Source organism: Sneathiella limimaris, assembly GCF_012932565.1.
Taxonomy (GTDB): domain Bacteria; phylum Pseudomonadota; class Alphaproteobacteria; order Sneathiellales; family Sneathiellaceae; genus Sneathiella; species Sneathiella limimaris.
Genome location: NZ_JABBYJ010000001.1, coordinates 799351 through 815270, shown reverse-complemented (window position 1 = coordinate 815270; position 15920 = coordinate 799351). Strand labels below are relative to the sequence as shown.

General features: G+C 47.1%; 16 protein-coding genes. 11 read left to right on the top strand and 5 right to left on the bottom strand.

Annotated features, from left to right (window positions below; genetic code table 11):
• The first annotated feature begins 1 nt into the window (after position 1).
• From rbfA to HH301_RS03865, 9 genes are all read left to right on the top strand, one after another.
• Entirely contained in the window at positions 2 to 409 is a 408-nt protein-coding gene (gene rbfA / locus HH301_RS03905; protein WP_169566844.1) for a 30S ribosome-binding factor RbfA, read from the top strand.
• A 24-nt stretch (positions 410 to 433) separates the two neighbouring features.
• A complete protein-coding gene (gene truB / locus HH301_RS03900) occupies positions 434 to 1330 on the top strand; it encodes a tRNA pseudouridine(55) synthase TruB (protein WP_169566842.1) in 897 nt (298 codons plus the stop codon).
• A gap of 16 nt (positions 1331 to 1346) precedes the next feature.
• Positions 1347 to 1616, top strand: coding sequence for a 30S ribosomal protein S15 (rpsO, locus tag HH301_RS03895; RefSeq protein ID WP_169566840.1), 270 nt, complete (start codon positions 1347 to 1349; stop codon positions 1614 to 1616).
• A 208-nt stretch (positions 1617 to 1824) separates the two neighbouring features.
• A complete protein-coding gene (gene pnp, locus HH301_RS03890; RefSeq protein ID WP_169566838.1) occupies positions 1825 to 3936 on the top strand; it encodes a polyribonucleotide nucleotidyltransferase in 2112 nt (703 codons plus the stop codon).
• Positions 3937 to 4058: 122 nt separating this feature from the next.
• Positions 4059 to 5459 carry a nitronate monooxygenase gene (locus tag HH301_RS03885; RefSeq protein ID WP_169566836.1) on the top strand — a complete coding sequence of 467 codons (1401 nt, stop codon included), beginning with the start codon at positions 4059 to 4061 and terminating at the stop codon, positions 5457 to 5459.
• A gap of 89 nt (positions 5460 to 5548) precedes the next feature.
• Positions 5549 to 5965, top strand: coding sequence for an iron response transcriptional regulator IrrA (gene irrA / locus HH301_RS03880; RefSeq protein WP_169566834.1), 417 nt, complete (start codon positions 5549 to 5551; stop codon positions 5963 to 5965).
• A gap of 123 nt (positions 5966 to 6088) precedes the next feature.
• On the top strand, positions 6089 to 6505 hold the full coding sequence (locus HH301_RS03875; protein WP_169566831.1) for a rubrerythrin family protein: 417 nt from the start codon (positions 6089 to 6091) through the stop codon (positions 6503 to 6505).
• Positions 6506 to 6575: 70 nt separating this feature from the next.
• Positions 6576 to 7916, top strand: a complete 1341-nt coding sequence (locus HH301_RS03870; protein ID WP_169566829.1) for a heterodisulfide reductase-related iron-sulfur binding cluster — start codon at positions 6576 to 6578, stop codon at positions 7914 to 7916.
• Positions 7917 to 7928: 12 nt separating this feature from the next.
• Positions 7929 to 8525, top strand: coding sequence for a DUF3501 family protein (locus tag HH301_RS03865; protein ID WP_169566827.1), 597 nt, complete (start codon positions 7929 to 7931; stop codon positions 8523 to 8525).
• Here HH301_RS03865 and HH301_RS03860 read toward each other — a convergent pair.
• Complete coding sequence (locus HH301_RS03860) at positions 8522 to 9040, bottom strand: SH3 domain-containing protein (protein WP_169566826.1); 519 nt, start codon at positions 9038 to 9040, stop codon at positions 8522 to 8524. The two genes, HH301_RS03865 and HH301_RS03860, sit on opposite strands and share 4 nt — an antisense overlap.
• A 151-nt stretch (positions 9041 to 9191) precedes the next feature.
• On the opposite strand from HH301_RS03860, the gene HH301_RS03855 reads away from it, so the two are divergent.
• Both HH301_RS03855 and arfB read left to right on the top strand, forming a co-directional pair.
• Positions 9192 to 10187, top strand: a complete 996-nt coding sequence (locus tag HH301_RS03855) for a 2-hydroxyacid dehydrogenase (protein ID WP_169566824.1) — start codon at positions 9192 to 9194, stop codon at positions 10185 to 10187.
• Positions 10188 to 10227: 40 nt separating this feature from the next.
• Positions 10228 to 10653 carry an alternative ribosome rescue aminoacyl-tRNA hydrolase ArfB gene (gene arfB, locus HH301_RS03850; RefSeq protein ID WP_169566822.1) on the top strand — a complete coding sequence of 142 codons (426 nt, stop codon included), beginning with the start codon at positions 10228 to 10230 and terminating at the stop codon, positions 10651 to 10653.
• A 3-nt stretch (positions 10654 to 10656) separates the two neighbouring features.
• Here arfB and queF read toward each other — a convergent pair whose 3' ends face one another.
• The 4 genes from queF to polA form a co-directional block, all read right to left on the bottom strand.
• Complete coding sequence (gene queF / locus HH301_RS17740) at positions 10657 to 11124, bottom strand: preQ(1) synthase (RefSeq protein ID WP_169566821.1); 468 nt, start codon at positions 11122 to 11124, stop codon at positions 10657 to 10659.
• A 132-nt stretch (positions 11125 to 11256) separates the two neighbouring features.
• Positions 11257 to 11853 (bottom strand): Npun_F0296 family exosortase-dependent surface protein, encoded by a 597-nt coding sequence (locus tag HH301_RS03840; RefSeq protein WP_169566819.1) that lies wholly within the window; start codon positions 11851 to 11853, stop codon positions 11257 to 11259.
• A gap of 204 nt (positions 11854 to 12057) precedes the next feature.
• Entirely contained in the window at positions 12058 to 13002 is a 945-nt protein-coding gene (locus HH301_RS03835; RefSeq protein WP_169566817.1) for an AEC family transporter, read from the bottom strand.
• 29 nt (positions 13003 to 13031) lie between these two features.
• A complete protein-coding gene (gene polA / locus HH301_RS03830) occupies positions 13032 to 15905 on the bottom strand; it encodes a DNA polymerase I (RefSeq protein WP_169566815.1) in 2874 nt (957 codons plus the stop codon).
• Positions 15906 to 15920 lie beyond the last annotated feature (15 nt).

The following is a 15920-nucleotide window of genomic DNA, read 5'->3' as shown; positions in this document are numbered from 1 at the left end:
AATGGCTAGTCGAAAAACACCTGCAAGATCAGCGAGTAAACGGCAGCTCCGTGTTGGTGAGCAACTTCGGCATATTATTTCTGAAGTCTTGGCTGAGGGAAATATACATGACCCGGATGTCAGTGGGTTTTCCATTACGGTAACAGAAGTGCAACCAAGCCCAGATATGCGAAATGCCACCGTTTATGTAATCCCACTTGGCGGAATAAATGAAGTTGCGATTATTAAGGGCCTGAACCGGTCAGCGGGGTTTATCCAGTCCGAAGTTGGACGGCAATTGAGTATGAAATTTACGCCGCGCCTTGCGTTCAAGAAAGACGAATCCTTTGAGTATGGTGATCACATTGACACTTTACTCAGAAAAAATGTGCGCACCGATAGCAGTGATCAAGACCCAGAATCAAATTAGACCTAGGCATTCAAGTAATCTGATATGGCTCGACGTCGCAAAGGTATCCCTATTCATGGCTGGCTAAACATCGACAAGCCAAGCGGTATGACTTCTGCTGCTGTTGTCAATAAAGTGCGCTGGATAACCAAAGCCCAAAAAGCCGGACATGCCGGAACTTTGGACCCCTTCGCAACAGGTGTTCTCCCCATAGCCCTCGGTGAAGCAACTAAAACCATCCCCTTTATCGTAGATGAAATCAAAGAGTATGAGTTTACCGCGTGTTGGACGGACGAGAGAAACACAGATGATATAGAAGGGCAGGTCACCGAAACTTCAGAGTATCGGCCTAGCTTAACTGACATCGAACGGTGTATCCCTTTATTCAAGGGTTCGATTACGCAGGTCCCGCCCGCTTTTTCAGCGATCAAGATAAATGGTGAAAGAGCCTATAAGCTTGCCCGTAAGGGCGAAGATGTCGCAATGCCAGAACGTACAGTAGAAATATATGAGCTGGACCTTCTGGAAATTCCCGATTCTGAACATGCTCGATTTCATGTTCAATGCTCTAAGGGGACCTATATCCGCGCCCTAGCAAGGGATTTTGCCCGGAAACTTGGTGGGGTGGCACACTTGTCACAGCTACGGCGTAAAAAAGTCGGCCCTTTTTTAGAAGAAAGTGCGATTTCACTGGATAAGTTAGAAAAGCTATGGCAGTGTCCGGCGGAATTTGAGGACTTGCTTCCACTGACGACCGCGCTGGACGACATCCCGGCGGTGGCCATAACGGAAACTCAGGCAATCCGCGTGAGACACGGCAATGACGTGGCAGTTCCAAATACGGCAGACGGTATCGTCTGTGCAATGGATTCGGATGGTCCTGTGTCAATTTCCAAGGTTGAAAATGGCATTCTCTATCCAATCCGTGTTTTTAATATTTAACGTTGGAGTTTAACCGATGTCGATTAGTGCTGAGAAAAAAGCAGAATTGATCAAGAAATATGCGACTAAAGATGGAGACACAGGCTCTCCAGAAGTTCAGATCGCAATTCTTTCAACCCGTATTGCAAACCTCACTGAACATTTTAAAGACCACAATAAAGACAAACACTCTCGTCGTGGTCTGCTCAGCTTGGTAAGCAAACGTCGTCGTTTGCTGGACTATCTGAAAAAGAACAGTGAAGAGCGTTACCAGAAAGTAATCACGGACCTTGGTATTCGTAAATAATAATTGCTATTCGAACTCCTGTCACAATCAGGGGTTAGACCTGTATTACGCCGGTTTGGCATCGGGCAGTTCGTCCGATGCTGCCGGCGTTTGCTTTTCTGGGTTTTACTCAGCTGTCTTAAGTGATGAAGAAGATATGTTTACCGTCGCATAGGGCGATGGTGTTTAGCGGTAAGGCATAGGGCTGAGCCGCATGGAAGGAAAAGAAATGTTTGATATACATCGCAAGGAAGTGATGTGGGGCGGACGCCCGCTCGTTTTAGAAACAGGTAAAGTTGCGCGCCAAGCTGATGGTGCCGTAATGGTTACTTATGGCGGTACACAGGTTCTTTGTACTGCTGTCGCAGCAAAAGCAGAAAAACCCGGGATCGACTTTTTCCCACTCACAGTCAACTATCAGGAAAAAGCCTACGCTGCAGGCAAAATCCCTGGCGGCTTCTTCAAACGTGAAGGACGCCCGACTGAAAAAGAAACTCTGGTCTCTCGCCTGATTGACCGTCCTCTACGCCCTTCATTCGTCAGTGGCTTTAAAAATGAGACACAGATCCTGTGTACAGTTGTTGCCCACGATCTTGAAAATGATCCGGATGTTGTGGCCATGATCGGCGCATCTGCCGCTCTCACAATTTCAGGGATTCCTTTCATGGGCCCTGTTGGCGCGGCCCGCGTTGGCTTCAAGGATGGAGAATATATCCTGAACCCAACTTCCGAACAGCTGGAAGGTACAGATCTGGATCTTGTGATTGCAGGTACTGATGAAGCTGTTTTGATGATCGAATCCGAAGCTAACGAGCTCACTGAAGAACAGATGCTCGGCGCTGTTATGTTCGGCCACAAGGAATATCAGTCCGTTATCAATGCTATCATTGATCTGGCTGAAGATTGTGCCAAAGAACCATGGGATTTCCAGCCTCCAGAAGTTGACGCAGAGTTGGAAGCTAAAGTGAAGGCAAGTGCAGAAGCAGCACTAGCTGACGCCTATAAAGAGCAAGTTAAGCAAGACCGTGTTGAAAAAATCAACGCTGCGAAGCAGGCCGCTTTGGAATCCTTGGAAGAGGACGAAGTTGAAGCAGCAAATGGCATCCTGAAGAAAATCGAAAAATCCATTGTTCGCGGAAACATTATTTCCACAGGCACTCGGATTGACGGCCGTGACACAAAGACAGTTCGTCAGATTGTTGCTGAAGTTGGCGCGCTACCGCGCGCCCACGGTTCATCCCTGTTTACTCGCGGTGAGACACAGGCTTTGGTTGTCACCACCTTGGGTACAGGCCAGGATGAGCAGATTGTTGATGCACTTGAAGGCGAATATCGTGAAAACTTCATGCTGCACTATAACTTCCCTCCTTACAGCGTAGGTGAAGTTGGACGTGCTGGCTTTACAGGTCGCCGTGAAATTGGTCATGGTAAGCTCGCATGGCGTGCGATCCACCCACTTCTGCCAAGCAAAGAAGAGTTCCCATACACATTGCGTGTCGTTTCTGAAATTACAGAATCAAATGGTTCCTCCTCTATGGCGACAGTTTGCGGCACCTCACTTGCGTTAATGGACGCTGGTGTACCGTTGAAAAGCCCGGTTGCTGGTATTGCCATGGGTCTGATCCTTGAAGAGGATGGACAGTTCGCTGTTCTTTCAGACATCCTGGGTGATGAAGATCATCTCGGCGATATGGACTTTAAGGTTGCAGGAACAGATAAAGGCATTACATCCTTACAGATGGATATCAAGATTGCCGGTATCACCGAAGAGATTATGCGTCAGGCCCTTGCGCAAGCGACTGAAGGTCGACTGCATATCCTGAAGGAAATGGGTAAGGCTATAGATGCTGCCCGTGAAGGCGTTCGTGACGGCGCACCTAGGATCACTCAGCTAACTGTTGCAAAAGACAAGATCCGCGACATTATTGGTACTGGTGGTAAGGTTATTCGTGAAATCTGCGAACAGACCGGCGCCAAGATTGATATCGATGACGATGGCAGCGTGAAAGTTGCTGCAACTACGACTGAATCTGCTGAGGCAGCTGTCAACTGGATTAAATCTATCGTGGATGATCCGGAAGTTGGCCAAACCTACACAGGTAAAGTTGTTAAAGTTGTCGACTTTGGTGCCTTTGTTAATTTCTTTGGTAATCGCGATGGTCTGGTTCACATTTCTGAACTGGCTCCTAAACGGGTTGCCAAAGTTACAGACGTGGTCAATGAAGGTGATGAAGTGCAGGTTAAAGTTCTTGAAATTGATGGTCGTGGCAAGGTACGTCTGTCAATGAAAGCTGTTCTTGCAGATCAGGAAAAAGCTGACGAAGAGAGCAGCGAAGACTAAATAAAAGTGAGTTGAGGCGGCTTACTCAATTTGCCGCCTCAGTCTCCATGTTTAACGCTTGGTGTTGTGAGCCGATTGCGCTAAATGGTAGGTTGAAGGAAAGTCAGGGTTAGGGTTATCTCGTGAAGTCACTGAATGCCATAGTAATGTCGGGTAAAGAAGTTCTACCCGTAATCGAAGGCGGCAAAGGTATCGCTGTATCTTCCGGCCAAAGCTCAGGTGCCTGGGCTGCTGCAGGGGGCGTTGCAACTTTTTCCGGCGTAAATGCGGACAGCTATGATGAGAATGGTGAACGTATTCCTCAGATTTATTATGGACGGACCCGACGGGAACGGCATGATGAACTGGTTGCGTACGGAATAAGCGGAGGTATTGCGCAAGCGCAAATAGCCCACGAACTCGCGGGCGGCCAAGGCGCAATTCACATGAATGTCCTTTGGGAAATGGGTGGTGCTGAGCGTATTCTCCATGGTGTTCTTGAAGGCGCAAAAGGTCTGATCAATGGTATCACTTGCGGTGCAGGCATGCCTTATCGGGTCGCTCAGATCGCATCTGACTATAAAGTTCACTATTATCCTATTATTTCCTCTGCTCGGGCGTTCCGTGCCCTCTGGAAACGCGCATATCACAAATTCTCTGACTGGCTGGGTGGAGTGGTCTACGAAGACCCTTGGCTTGCAGGCGGTCACAATGGGCTCAGTAATTCTGAAGATCCTCGATCTCCGGAAGACCCCTATCCTCGTGTCGCAGCATTGCGCAAACTGATGAATGAAATAGGTTTGCAAAACACCCCCATTATCATGGCAGGTGGTGTCTGGCACATTGAAGACTGGGCAGATTGGCTGGATAATCCGGAAATTGGGCCAATCGCCTTCCAATTTGGCACAAGGCCACTTTTGACTCAGGAAAGTCCTATTTCCGACGCCTGGAAGAAAAAACTTGGAACCCTGAAAAAGGGCGATGTTTTCCTGAACCGTTTCAGCCCAACTGGCTTTTGGTCATCAGCGGTAAACAATGAGTTTATTGAAGAGCTTAGGCAACGTTCAGAACGGCAGGTTGCGTTTTCCAATGAACCTGTTGGCGCGCATACTGCTGCCTTTAGCATGGGCGCTCGCAAGCGGGAAGTTTTCCTAACTCAGGAAGACAGGGCCAACGCTGAAAAATGGGTGGCTGCCGGTTTTGACCAGGTTATGAAGACCCCAGATACAACACTGATATTTGTAACCAAAGAGAAAATGCAGGAAATCCGAAAAGATCAGGTGGACTGCATGGGGTGCCTATCTCAGTGTACGTTTTCAAACTGGGCAGAAAACGAAACAGGAAACACAGGCAGAAAAGCTGATCCCCGGAGTTTTTGTATCCAGAAAACACTTCAGGACGTTATCCACTCAGAAGCCAACGTGGAGAACAACCTGATGTTTGCGGGACATGGTGCTTACCGTTTTGCGACAGATCCGTTTTATGCAAATGGCTTTATTCCAACTGTAAAACAGCTTGTTGATCGGATAATGACCGGAAAATAGAGCTCGTTTCTTGTCATTCAAAAATTTGATAATATATCCTGCGATCCTATATATATAGGCAGTGATCAGGTTAGTCTTTCAGGGTGTGTATGACAAAAAACAGACAAGATGTAGAAGACCGCTTAAAACAGGTCAATCTTCGGGCTACACGCCAGCGTCTTGCGTTGGCCGATCTTCTGTTTTCTGATGGTCATCGCCACATAACTGCGGAACAACTTCATTCAGAAGCCCTGAATGAAGGTGTAAAAATATCTTTGGCGACCATCTATAATAACCTGCATCAATTTACCCAGGCAGGCTTACTGCGTGAAGTCATTGTAGATCCCAGCCGTTCTTATTTTGATACCAATACATCCCATCACCACCATGTCTTTCATGAGGTTGAGGGAACCTTGCAGGATATTCCGGCGAATGCCCTTAAAGTATCCGGCATTCCAGACCTTCCAAAAGATACCGAAATTAATTCGGTGGACGTAATTGTCAGGGTTAGAAAGAAATCTTCTTAAGAATATTCTCCGATTCTTAATTAGAAACATTCTAAGAAATTGACATCCCTTAAAAACATTACATATAGTTAATTTAGGATAAACTAGATCCTGACTGAGCTAGCTAAAAATTGGAGGAATGTCATGTCTTTAAAAGGAACTCAAACAGAACAGAACCTTAAAGACGCATTTGCCGGGGAGTCACAGGCAAATCGCCGCTATCTATACTTTGCGCAAAAAGCAGACATCGAAGGATATAATGATGTCTCTACAGTATTCAGATCCACTGCAGAAGGTGAAACAGGCCATGCCCATGGGCATCTGGAATATTTAGAAGATGCAGGCGACCCTGCAACGGGTCTACCAATCGGAAATACTTCTGATAACCTGAAAGCAGCCATTGCCGGTGAAACACACGAATACACAGATATGTACCCTGGCATGGCCAAAACAGCCCGCGATGAAGGATTTGACGAAATTGCGGACTGGTTTGAAACTCTAGCAAAAGCAGAGAAAAGTCACGCTGGTCGCTTCCAGAAAGCCCTGGATGATATGGCCTAACGACCAACGGGAATATAGAGCTTTCTATATTCCCAAATTCTCTTTTTGATCCCAACATGCGGAGGCACCCATGCGTGAAGGTAGCCTTGAGGCGCCGGTTCGGCATCCTGTCGACTGGCAAAACCCAGAATTCTATAACGAAGAGGCTCTGGATGCAGAGTTACGTCGGGTCTTTGATATCTGCCATGGTTGTCGCAGGTGCTTTAACTTATGTGATTCCTTCCCAAGACTGTTCGATTTAATCGACGAATCCGAAACGGAAGAGCTCGATTCAGTTTCATCCGACACTTTTAAATCGGTTGTAGATGCTTGCACACTTTGTGATATGTGCTTTATGACCAAGTGCCCCTATGTTCCTCCCCATGAATTTAATCTAGATTTCCCGCACCTCATGCTCCGCTATCGTGCAGTAGAGCAGAAAAAAGGCGAAACAGACTTTGTGTCTGGTCAATTGGCAAAAACAGATCGCAATGGAAAACTAGCCAAACCAGTTGCACCTTTGGCCAACTGGGCGACAAAAAGGGACAACGGTCTTACACGCGGTATTATGGAGAAAACACTCCATATCCATCGAGAAGCGGCCTTGCCCAAGTACAATAACCAAACCCTTATGGATAGAGCGAAGGCTCAGCCAATTGAAATCAATGAACAAGCACCGGCATTTGGGCGAAAAGTCGCTATCTATGCAACTTGTTTTGGCAACTACAACAACCCCAATATTGGAGAAGCAACGCGGCAAGTGCTCGCTAAGAATGGGGTCGAAACAGAAGTTGTTTATCCAGGCTGTTGTGGAATGCCGCTCCTCGAGCAAGGAGATATCAAGGCCGTCACAGAAAATGCGGAAACGGTTTCAAAAGAACTCTGTGAATGGATTGATCGCGGTTATGACATTATCGCCCTTGTTTCTTCCTGCGCATTGATGCTCAAGTTCGAATGGCCATTACTCTCCCCTGAAAATGAGAAACTTAAGAAACTGGCAGAATCCACCTTTGATGTAAGTGAATATATTGTCGATATCTCCAAGAAAGAAGGTTTGGTCGAGGAGATGGCCCCACTGGATGGTCCCGTTGCAATGCATCTAGCCTGCCATGCCCGGGCTCAGAATATGGGCGCCAAAGGAGCAGAAATGCTGCGCTTGATACCCGATACTCGGGTAGCAGTGATTGAAAAATGCTCAGGTCATGGCGGCTCCTGGGGCATTATGAAAGATAATTTCGAAACAGCCATAAAGGTAGGGCGAACAGCAGCGAAAAATGCCATGAAATCTGGAGCAACAACCGTTGCATCAGAATGTCCACTTGCAAGTGAACACCTACTGCAGGGGATCGAAAAACAGGGCGCAGATAATGCAGACAAGTTCACAGCTGCCCACCCTATTGAATTAATGGCCAAAGCATATGGACTATCTTAACGGAGGAACTTTATGAGTGCCGAAAACCGGAACATTACCCGATCCGATATTTTGTCCATTCCCGAATACGAAAAAATCAGAAAATCCAATAAGGAAAAGCTGATTGGGATTAAACGGGACCGAAGGGTCCATATCGGCCCTTTTGCCACTTTTTATTTTGAGAACTACGACACTATGTGGTCCCAAATCCATGAAATGCTTTACATCGAGCGGGGCGGTGAAGAACAGATCGAAGACGAGCTTGCTGCCTATAATCCACTTATTCCAAACGGTCGGGAGTTTGTTGCGACTTTTATGATTGAGATTGAAGATCCGGTACGAAGAGATCGAATGCTTCATAGCTTGGGCTATATTGAAGACAAGATTTACATGTCCATCGACGGCGAGCGTTCCAATGCAATTCCTGAAGATGATGTCGACAGGACAACAGCAGAAGGGAAAACTTCAGCTATTCATTTTCTTCACTTTCCGCTTTCTTCCACTCAGATGGAGGCTGTAAAGCAGAAAACATGCGAGATTATTCTGGGAATCGATCATCAGAACTACAACCATATGACCAAATTGTCTGATGCAAACAGAGAAGCGTTGCTTTCTGATCTCGCTGACTAACGGATTTTTTCGTTCTCGTGAACGCCGTAGAAATTACCTGTCTGAAGCCATCCTTCGTTGCCTGCGATATCCACCAGACACCAGCGGCCATCACATTCTAGCAAACGACCTTGAACGCCTGGATCCGCCAGAAGGATAACACTGCTTTCTGTCGTGGCGTCTTCATAAACAGGTCGTTGCTCGCCCGTAATCAGAATCGTTCTTCGGTTTGAAAGCAAACTGGAATGGATCCAGCCTGTGGCCCCCTCAACATCACGGATTTGACGCCAAAGTTCATATTCCGCAATAATTTCAACGGGCCAGCCACTTCGAACATAGACCCAAGAAATCGGATATCGTTTACCGGGGCCAACCCGGACATTCACTTTGGAAGAAGATAATGACACAAACCGGGGTACGTTAGAGCTCGCAGCCTCTAAGGGTGCACTCATGTTTGACAATATAAGGAGGATAACCGCTAGAGCCCCAAATTTCTTCCAAGATTTCACAGTTTCAACCCTGATATCAGTTTTCATAACAAGTGCCCTTTATGCGGAGTCAAATGAACTGGGTCAAGAAATCAAAAAAAGCATGAGAAGTCTGTCCATCTGATTGTGTCCTCAAACGCGATCTGCTAGAAAAATGGGAATATCAAGATATAAGAGACCCTAAAGAGAGGCCTCACAGATGGCAGGTACAACCAAAAAGAAACCAATTGTTGTTGTCACAAGAAAATTGCCTGAAGCAATTGAAGCTCGGATGATGGAACTGTTCGACACACGTCTAAATCACGAAGACAAGCCCATGTCCCAAACGGAACTGGTCGAAGCCGCTCAAATGGCGGACGTTCTAGTTCCAACGGTGACAGACAAAATTGACCTTGGTGTCCTCAGTCAAGCCAACCCAAACTTAAAGCTCATCGCAAGCTTTGGCACAGGTGTCGACCATATTGATTTGGCAACAGCTCGTCAGCGAAACATAACCGTAACCAACACACCCGGTGTTTTGACGGAAGATACTGCTGACATGACGATGGCGCTCATCATGGCAGTCCCTCGAAGATTAACTGAAGGTGAACGCCTGATGCGATCTGGTGAATGGGCTGGATGGTCTCCTACTGGGATGCTGGGTCACCGAATTTGGGGGAAACGACTTGGAATAGTTGGTATGGGACGTATCGGTCAGGCTGTTGCACGGCGTGCAAAAGCCTTTGGTCTGTCCATTCATTATCACAATCGCAACCAGCTCCCTGACTATATTGAGGAAGAGCTGGAAGCCACTTATTGGGAAAGCTTGGACCAAATGTTGGCCCGGATGGATATCGTATCCATTAACTGCCCACATACACCGGGAACTTTCCACCTACTAAATGCCCGCCGATTAAAGCTACTTCAAAAGCACGCCTATGTAGTCAATACCTCCCGCGGCGAAGTCGTTGACGAAAATGCGCTTACGCGGATGCTGAGAAACGGTGAAATCGCCGGGGCTGGCCTTGATGTGTTTGAGCATGAGCCTGCCGTCAATCCCAAGCTTTTAGAACTGGATAATGTTGTTTTACTGCCCCATATGGGATCTGCAACCATAGAAGGCCGGATTGATATGGGTGAGAAGGTAATCATCAATATCAAGACATTCATTGATGGTCACACACCGCCGGACAGAGTTCTGGCAGCCATGCTCTAATTATAGGAAAGGCCCGAGCAATCGGGCCTTTTGTTTCTTGATGCTGACCGTAACGCCAAATATCACGATCCCAGATCAGGAGTTGGAAGAAAATTTTGTCAAATCCTCTGGTCCAGGTGGGCAAAATGTCAATAAGGTGGCGACAAGCGTTCAACTTCGATTTGATGCAAAAAATAGCCCTTCAATTCCACCCTACGTATTTGCACGACTCAGAAACGTAGCTAGCCATCTAATGACGAAAGAAGGCGTTATTGTCATTATATCCGATACCCACCGACTTCAAAGCCGCAACAGAGAAGACGCTCGTGCCCGATTGGCAGCTCTTATTGCGAAAGCCTCCGAACGTCCCAAAAAGCGGATACCGACAAAACCAACCCGAGCTTCAAAGGTCAGGCGCGTGGATGCTAAAAAGCAACGGGGTGCGCTCAAAAAAGGACGGAAATCAGTTTCAAAATCTGATTATTGAGGTTCAGCCTCGCCCTCTATACCCAGGGACACCCTGATCCGGGATCCAAACTCCTTCAGGTGCGGGCCCAGTTTGATAAAAGACATCTATCGGGATACCTCCTCTTGGATACCAATAACCGCCAATTCGAAGCCATTTTGGATCAAGTAGCTCAACGAGCCTTTTGCCAATTGAAACAGTGCAATCTTCGTGGAAAGCTCCATGGTTACGAAAGGAGCCCAAAAACAGTTTCAACGACTTACTTTCTACAAGACTGTCTATTGGAACGTAATCAATAACCAAATGCGCAAAATCTGGTTGCCCCGTAATTGGACAGAGAGAGGTAAATTCCGGCGCAACAAACCGAACCATATAATCTGTGCCGGCTTGGGGGTTTGGGACTTTTTCTAAAACAGCTTCTTCTGGAGATGCCGGCAACTCAGCTTGTTGTCCCAACTGCTGCAAATCGCTGTAGATATCTTTGTCGCTCATCACATAAATCCTTTAGATCAGGGTGAGATGCAGTTCTCATATCGTCAGGCCGTAAGGAACACAAGCGTTGAGCAAATAAAAAAGCGGCGATCAGATGATCACCGCTTCTTAAAAGAAGATGTTATGTCTTACTTATGCAGCTGCGCGACGCTTCCGCCATCCAAGGAAACCAAGGATCGCCACGCCAGCACCATAAAGTGGCAAGGCAGCAGGAAGTGGAACAGCCGAAATTTCTACGTTTGCAAACTCAAAGGAATTGCTGTCAGAAATAAAGCGAACCTCATCGAAATAAGCATCTGTCAGAATAGTCGCAATGATGAATTCCAGACCTGGTGTTGCCCCCTCATTGATCGCATCTTGACCCACAACGGTATCAACCTTGTTACCATTGTTGTAGAATTCCATAGTGTTATAAGTATCCACGGAACCCCACATGAATGTCAGGCTGTTCATCAAAGAACCCAATAAGAAAGTCGCAGATGAATTTCCATATACAGATGTGTATGTATAACCTGGGTTAGCTGTTGTTTCCCATGGTGAACGACGTTGACCACCAATTGAACCAGAAACGCCCTGCTCAACTAGACCAGATGTTGAGTCTGCTGTTGGAACACCAACATCAACAAGCGGCTCATCATAGCTAACACTAACTGTCGCTGCTTGTGTGGAGGCTGCGAACAGCATTACTGCCCCAAGTGCACCTGCCAAAGATTTTACTAATGTTTTCATTTTAACCCCTCGTGAAATCTGAATTACCGAGTACTCAATAGATAATATGAGGGTATAATCTTGTGAAATAGCTCTCAGATCAAACTAAATGAGAGATATTTCATAAAATTTTAACTAATTTCGGTCGATTTCATCCATTTGGGGGACAAGGACGAGGCATGCGTTAACCATAAATATAGTTAATTTCTAAAATTCACATGCGAATCAGGTGAGAATCAGCTGCAAAAACAAGAGCCAGCCTGAGATTGAGACGACCCCAAGAACAGTGCTTTGCAACACCGTGTTCGCTGCGATATCGGTAGATCGATTATAAAAAGTCGCAAAGATATATACGTTCAAGCCTGAGGGCATGGCTGCTGTCAGGGTCGCAACCTTCACGAGATCAGCTGATAGATCGAACACAAAATAAGTGAATATAAATGCGATCAATGGATGTAAGACAAGCTTGAGCATGCTGGATATCAGGGCCTGACCCCAACTCTCTCGCAACTCGTACTGCACCAACGCCCCACCAAGCCCAAAGAGCGCGGCGGGTAAGACCGCTGTTGCCATCATCTTTGTTGCATCATCAAGCACATGGGGCAAATCAACCCCTGCAACGTTCATGATAATTCCAAGAGAAATCCCGATCAACAAGGGATTTTTAAGAACACGTGCGATCGCTTCACCAATCGCTTTCCCCAAAGGTTCCCCATCGCGCCGCGCGAATTCCATAACAACCATGCCAAAGCTCATCAGAAGCGGTGCATGAAAACCAACAATCGCAAAAAGCAAAGGCAAAGCCTCATCCCCATAAGCGCGCTGAATGATCGGCAAGCCCAGAAGGACAGTATTTGTAAAATAGGCTGAAAAACCAACTGAGACAGATTCCCCATTCCGGCGATGAAAAAGCAATTTGGCGATCGCGAATGAAATGCCAAAACAAATAAAGGCACCCAGGTAAAAGGAAAAAAGATATTGCGGATTGAATGTGGATTGGAAATCAACACGAAGCATGGCCTGAAACAACAGGCAGGGCGTCGCGAAGTTATTTACAAAACTGATTAGCCCCGACACGCCAGCATCCGGGTACAGTTTTAACCGGACACTGAAATATCCCAGCGCAACCAACGCAAATACGGGACCGATCACACTGAGAACAGTGAGCATGATCTGTACTTTCTAATTTTTTGGAAAAACTAGTGCGCTTCGCCCCAGTTATCTCCTATTCCGGCATCCACGATCAATGGTACCGCCATTTCCACAGCAGGCGCTGCAGCATTCTCCATAATATCTCGAATGACTTCGGTCGTTTTATCTGTTTCCGCCTCAGGAACTTCAAAAATAAGTTCATCATGGACCTGCAGCAGCATCTTGGCAGCGAGACCTGCCTCATCCAGCGCGGCGGGAAGCCTTTTCATCGCCCGCTTAATGATGTCAGCCGCAGTTCCCTGAATAGGGGCATTAATGGCCGCTCTCTCAGAGAAACTCCGGCGAGCACCATTCTTATCGTTAATACCTGGCAAATGGACTTTCCGGCCAAACAAGGTTTCAACATATCCTTTATCTTTGCAGAAGGCTTTTGTTTCATCCATATAGCGCTGAATACCGGGATACTGCTCGAAGTAAGCATTGATGTAGTCTTGTGCTTGGGTCCGGCTGACATCCAGCTGACGCGCCAAACCAAAAGCACTGATGCCATAGATAATTCCAAAGTTGATCGCCTTGGCAGATCTCCGCATCATCGGATCCATCCCCTCTAGAGGGATCCCAAAAACCTGAGAAGCTGTTTTTGCGTGAATATCCAGCCCATCTGCAAAGGCCTGCTTCAGGCTTTCAATATCGGCAATATGGGCAAGTATCCGAAGCTCAATCTGAGAATAATCAGCACTGATCAGCTTACAGCCTTTTTCTGCAATAAAGGCCTTTCGAAGCTTCCGCCCTTCTTCTGTTCGAATAGGGATATTTTGCAAGTTAGGCTCACTGGATGCTAACCGACCCGTTGCTGCGGCCGCGAGGCTAAAGGAAGTATGGATCCGCCCAGTATTTGCATTAACCTGTGCCTGAAGCGCATCTGTATAAGTACTCTTGAGTTTTGACAGCTGCCGCCAATCAAGAACCTTCTGAGCTAACTCCACACCATCGGCTGCCAATGTCTCCAGGACCGTGACATCCGTCGTATAGGCGCCGGTTTTCCCTTTCTTGCCACCTTGCAAGCCCATCTTATCAAAAAGGATCTCCCCTAGCTGCTTTGGGGATCCCACATTAAATTCTTCACCAGCAAGGTCATGAATTTCCGCCACCAGGGCTTCCATCCTTGCCCCAAAATCTTCTGAGAGTTGGCTTAGGTAAGCTTTATCAACCTTAATACCATTCTGCTCCATCATGGATATGACAGGAACAAGGGGACGCTCAATTGTTTCATAGAGGGTCGCTACCCCTTTGCGAAACAGACTTGGTTTTAAAAGTTTGTGCAATCGAAGCGTGATATCCGCATCTTCGGCTGCATATTCTGTAGCTTTCTCGATTGGAACTTCAGCGAAACTAATCTGTGACTTTCCTGTACCCGCAATTTCCTTATAAGGGATCGGTGCAATATCCAAATGCATCTTGGATAGTTCATCCATTCCATGCCCATGTAGACCCGCGTCCAAACAATAAGAAAGAAGCATGGTGTCATCGATAGGCGAGAGCTTAATCCCCTCCTTAGCCAGAATTGTCATATCGTATTTAATATTCTGACCAATCTTCAGGATACCTGGATCTTCCAAAATACCTTTCAACGCATTTATGACCTCTGATTTAGGCAGCTGCTGAATACCGTGATCATCCTGCGAACCATCAGCACCATCACCAAAATCAAAGCCACCCTGCGTCGCAGGTTTACGATGACCTACTGGGATATAACAAGCCTCTCCCGGATCAATTGACAGGGATATCCCAACCAATTCTGCCGCCATTGGACTCAGGCTAGTCGTTTCCGTGTCGATTGCGAGATGCCCTATCTTTTCAGCTTTCTGGATCCATTTGTGCAGATCGTCCATTTTAGTGACTGTGGAATAGGATTTCTCAACGGATTTGAGATCAACATTGCTGGTCGGAGCCGCCAATGCTTCGGTTTCTTTCTTCTGCGAAGCAATCGTGACCGCAAATTCTGGTCCATAAAAAGAAGCAACCCGACTGCTCAATTGCCTAAATTCGTTGGTTTTCAGGAAATCTTTTAGCGCATCTGGTTCTGGGTCCCGTATATTAAGATCCCGGACATTGATTTCCAATTCCACATCATCTTTAAGGCGCACCAGCTCACGACTGATCCGGGCTTGTTCTGCATTTTCAAGAAGCTTTTCACGGCGACCTTTCTGCTTAATTTCACCAGCCCGCTCAAGAAGCGTGTCCAAATCCCCATATTCGTTGATCAGAAGAGCCGCGGTTTTAATGCCAATCCCCGGAACTCCGGGAACATTGTCAACACTGTCTCCGGCAAGCGATTGAATATCTACGACCTTGTCTGGACCTACCCCAAATTTTTCATGAACCTGATCCACTCCGATCGGAACATTCTTCATCGGATCCAGCATGGTGACAGGACCCCCGACAAGCTGCATCAAATCTTTATCAGAAGACACGATGACACATTCCATATCCTGCTCACGCGCCTGCCGCGCATAAGTGGCGATAATGTCATCCGCTTCAAACCCCGCTTTCTCGATTGCAGGCACATTGAAGGCCCGGGTCGCCTCCCTAACCAGAGGAAACTGTGGGACCAGATCCTCGGGCGGCGCATCGCGATTGGCCTTATAATCCGGATAAATATCCGTTCTAAAAGTTTTTCGGCTGGTATCAAAGATAACCGCAAGGTGGCTGACCCGCTCATCACTTTGAGTATCCTGGATCAGCTTGAAGAGCATGTTGGAAAAACCAAGCACGGCACCGGTCGGTGTTCCGTCCGAGCGGGTCATTGGACCCCGACCCCGGATCATGGCGAAATAGGCCCTGAAAATGTAGCCGGAACCATCTACAAGATAGACGCGGTGCTTCTGGTTAGGATCGCCAGTGACATCGGCTTCCTTCATACTCTTCCTCTCAAA

Coding starts and splice junctions, on each gene's coding strand:
- rbfA (WP_169566844.1), top strand. CDS start 2: ATGGCTAGTCGAAAAACACCTGCAAGATCAGCGAGTAAACGGCAGCTC.
- truB (WP_169566842.1), top strand. CDS start 434: ATGGCTCGACGTCGCAAAGGTATCCCTATTCATGGCTGGCTAAACATC.
- rpsO (WP_169566840.1), top strand. CDS start 1,347: ATGTCGATTAGTGCTGAGAAAAAAGCAGAATTGATCAAGAAATATGCG.
- pnp (WP_169566838.1), top strand. CDS start 1,825: ATGTTTGATATACATCGCAAGGAAGTGATGTGGGGCGGACGCCCGCTC.
- irrA (WP_169566834.1), top strand. CDS start 5,549: ATGACAAAAAACAGACAAGATGTAGAAGACCGCTTAAAACAGGTCAAT.
- HH301_RS03875 (WP_169566831.1), top strand. CDS start 6,089: ATGTCTTTAAAAGGAACTCAAACAGAACAGAACCTTAAAGACGCATTT.
- HH301_RS03870 (WP_169566829.1), top strand. CDS start 6,576: ATGCGTGAAGGTAGCCTTGAGGCGCCGGTTCGGCATCCTGTCGACTGG.
- HH301_RS03865 (WP_169566827.1), top strand. CDS start 7,929: ATGAGTGCCGAAAACCGGAACATTACCCGATCCGATATTTTGTCCATT.
- HH301_RS03860 (WP_169566826.1), bottom strand. CDS start 9,040: ATGAAAACTGATATCAGGGTTGAAACTGTGAAATCTTGGAAGAAATTT.
- HH301_RS03855 (WP_169566824.1), top strand. CDS start 9,192: ATGGCAGGTACAACCAAAAAGAAACCAATTGTTGTTGTCACAAGAAAA.
- arfB (WP_169566822.1), top strand. CDS start 10,228: ATGCTGACCGTAACGCCAAATATCACGATCCCAGATCAGGAGTTGGAA.
- queF (WP_169566821.1), bottom strand. CDS start 11,124: ATGAGCGACAAAGATATCTACAGCGATTTGCAGCAGTTGGGACAACAA.
- HH301_RS03840 (WP_169566819.1), bottom strand. CDS start 11,853: ATGAAAACATTAGTAAAATCTTTGGCAGGTGCACTTGGGGCAGTAATG.
- HH301_RS03835 (WP_169566817.1), bottom strand. CDS start 13,002: ATGCTCACTGTTCTCAGTGTGATCGGTCCCGTATTTGCGTTGGTTGCG.
- polA (WP_169566815.1), bottom strand. CDS start 15,905: ATGAAGGAAGCCGATGTCACTGGCGATCCTAACCAGAAGCACCGCGTC.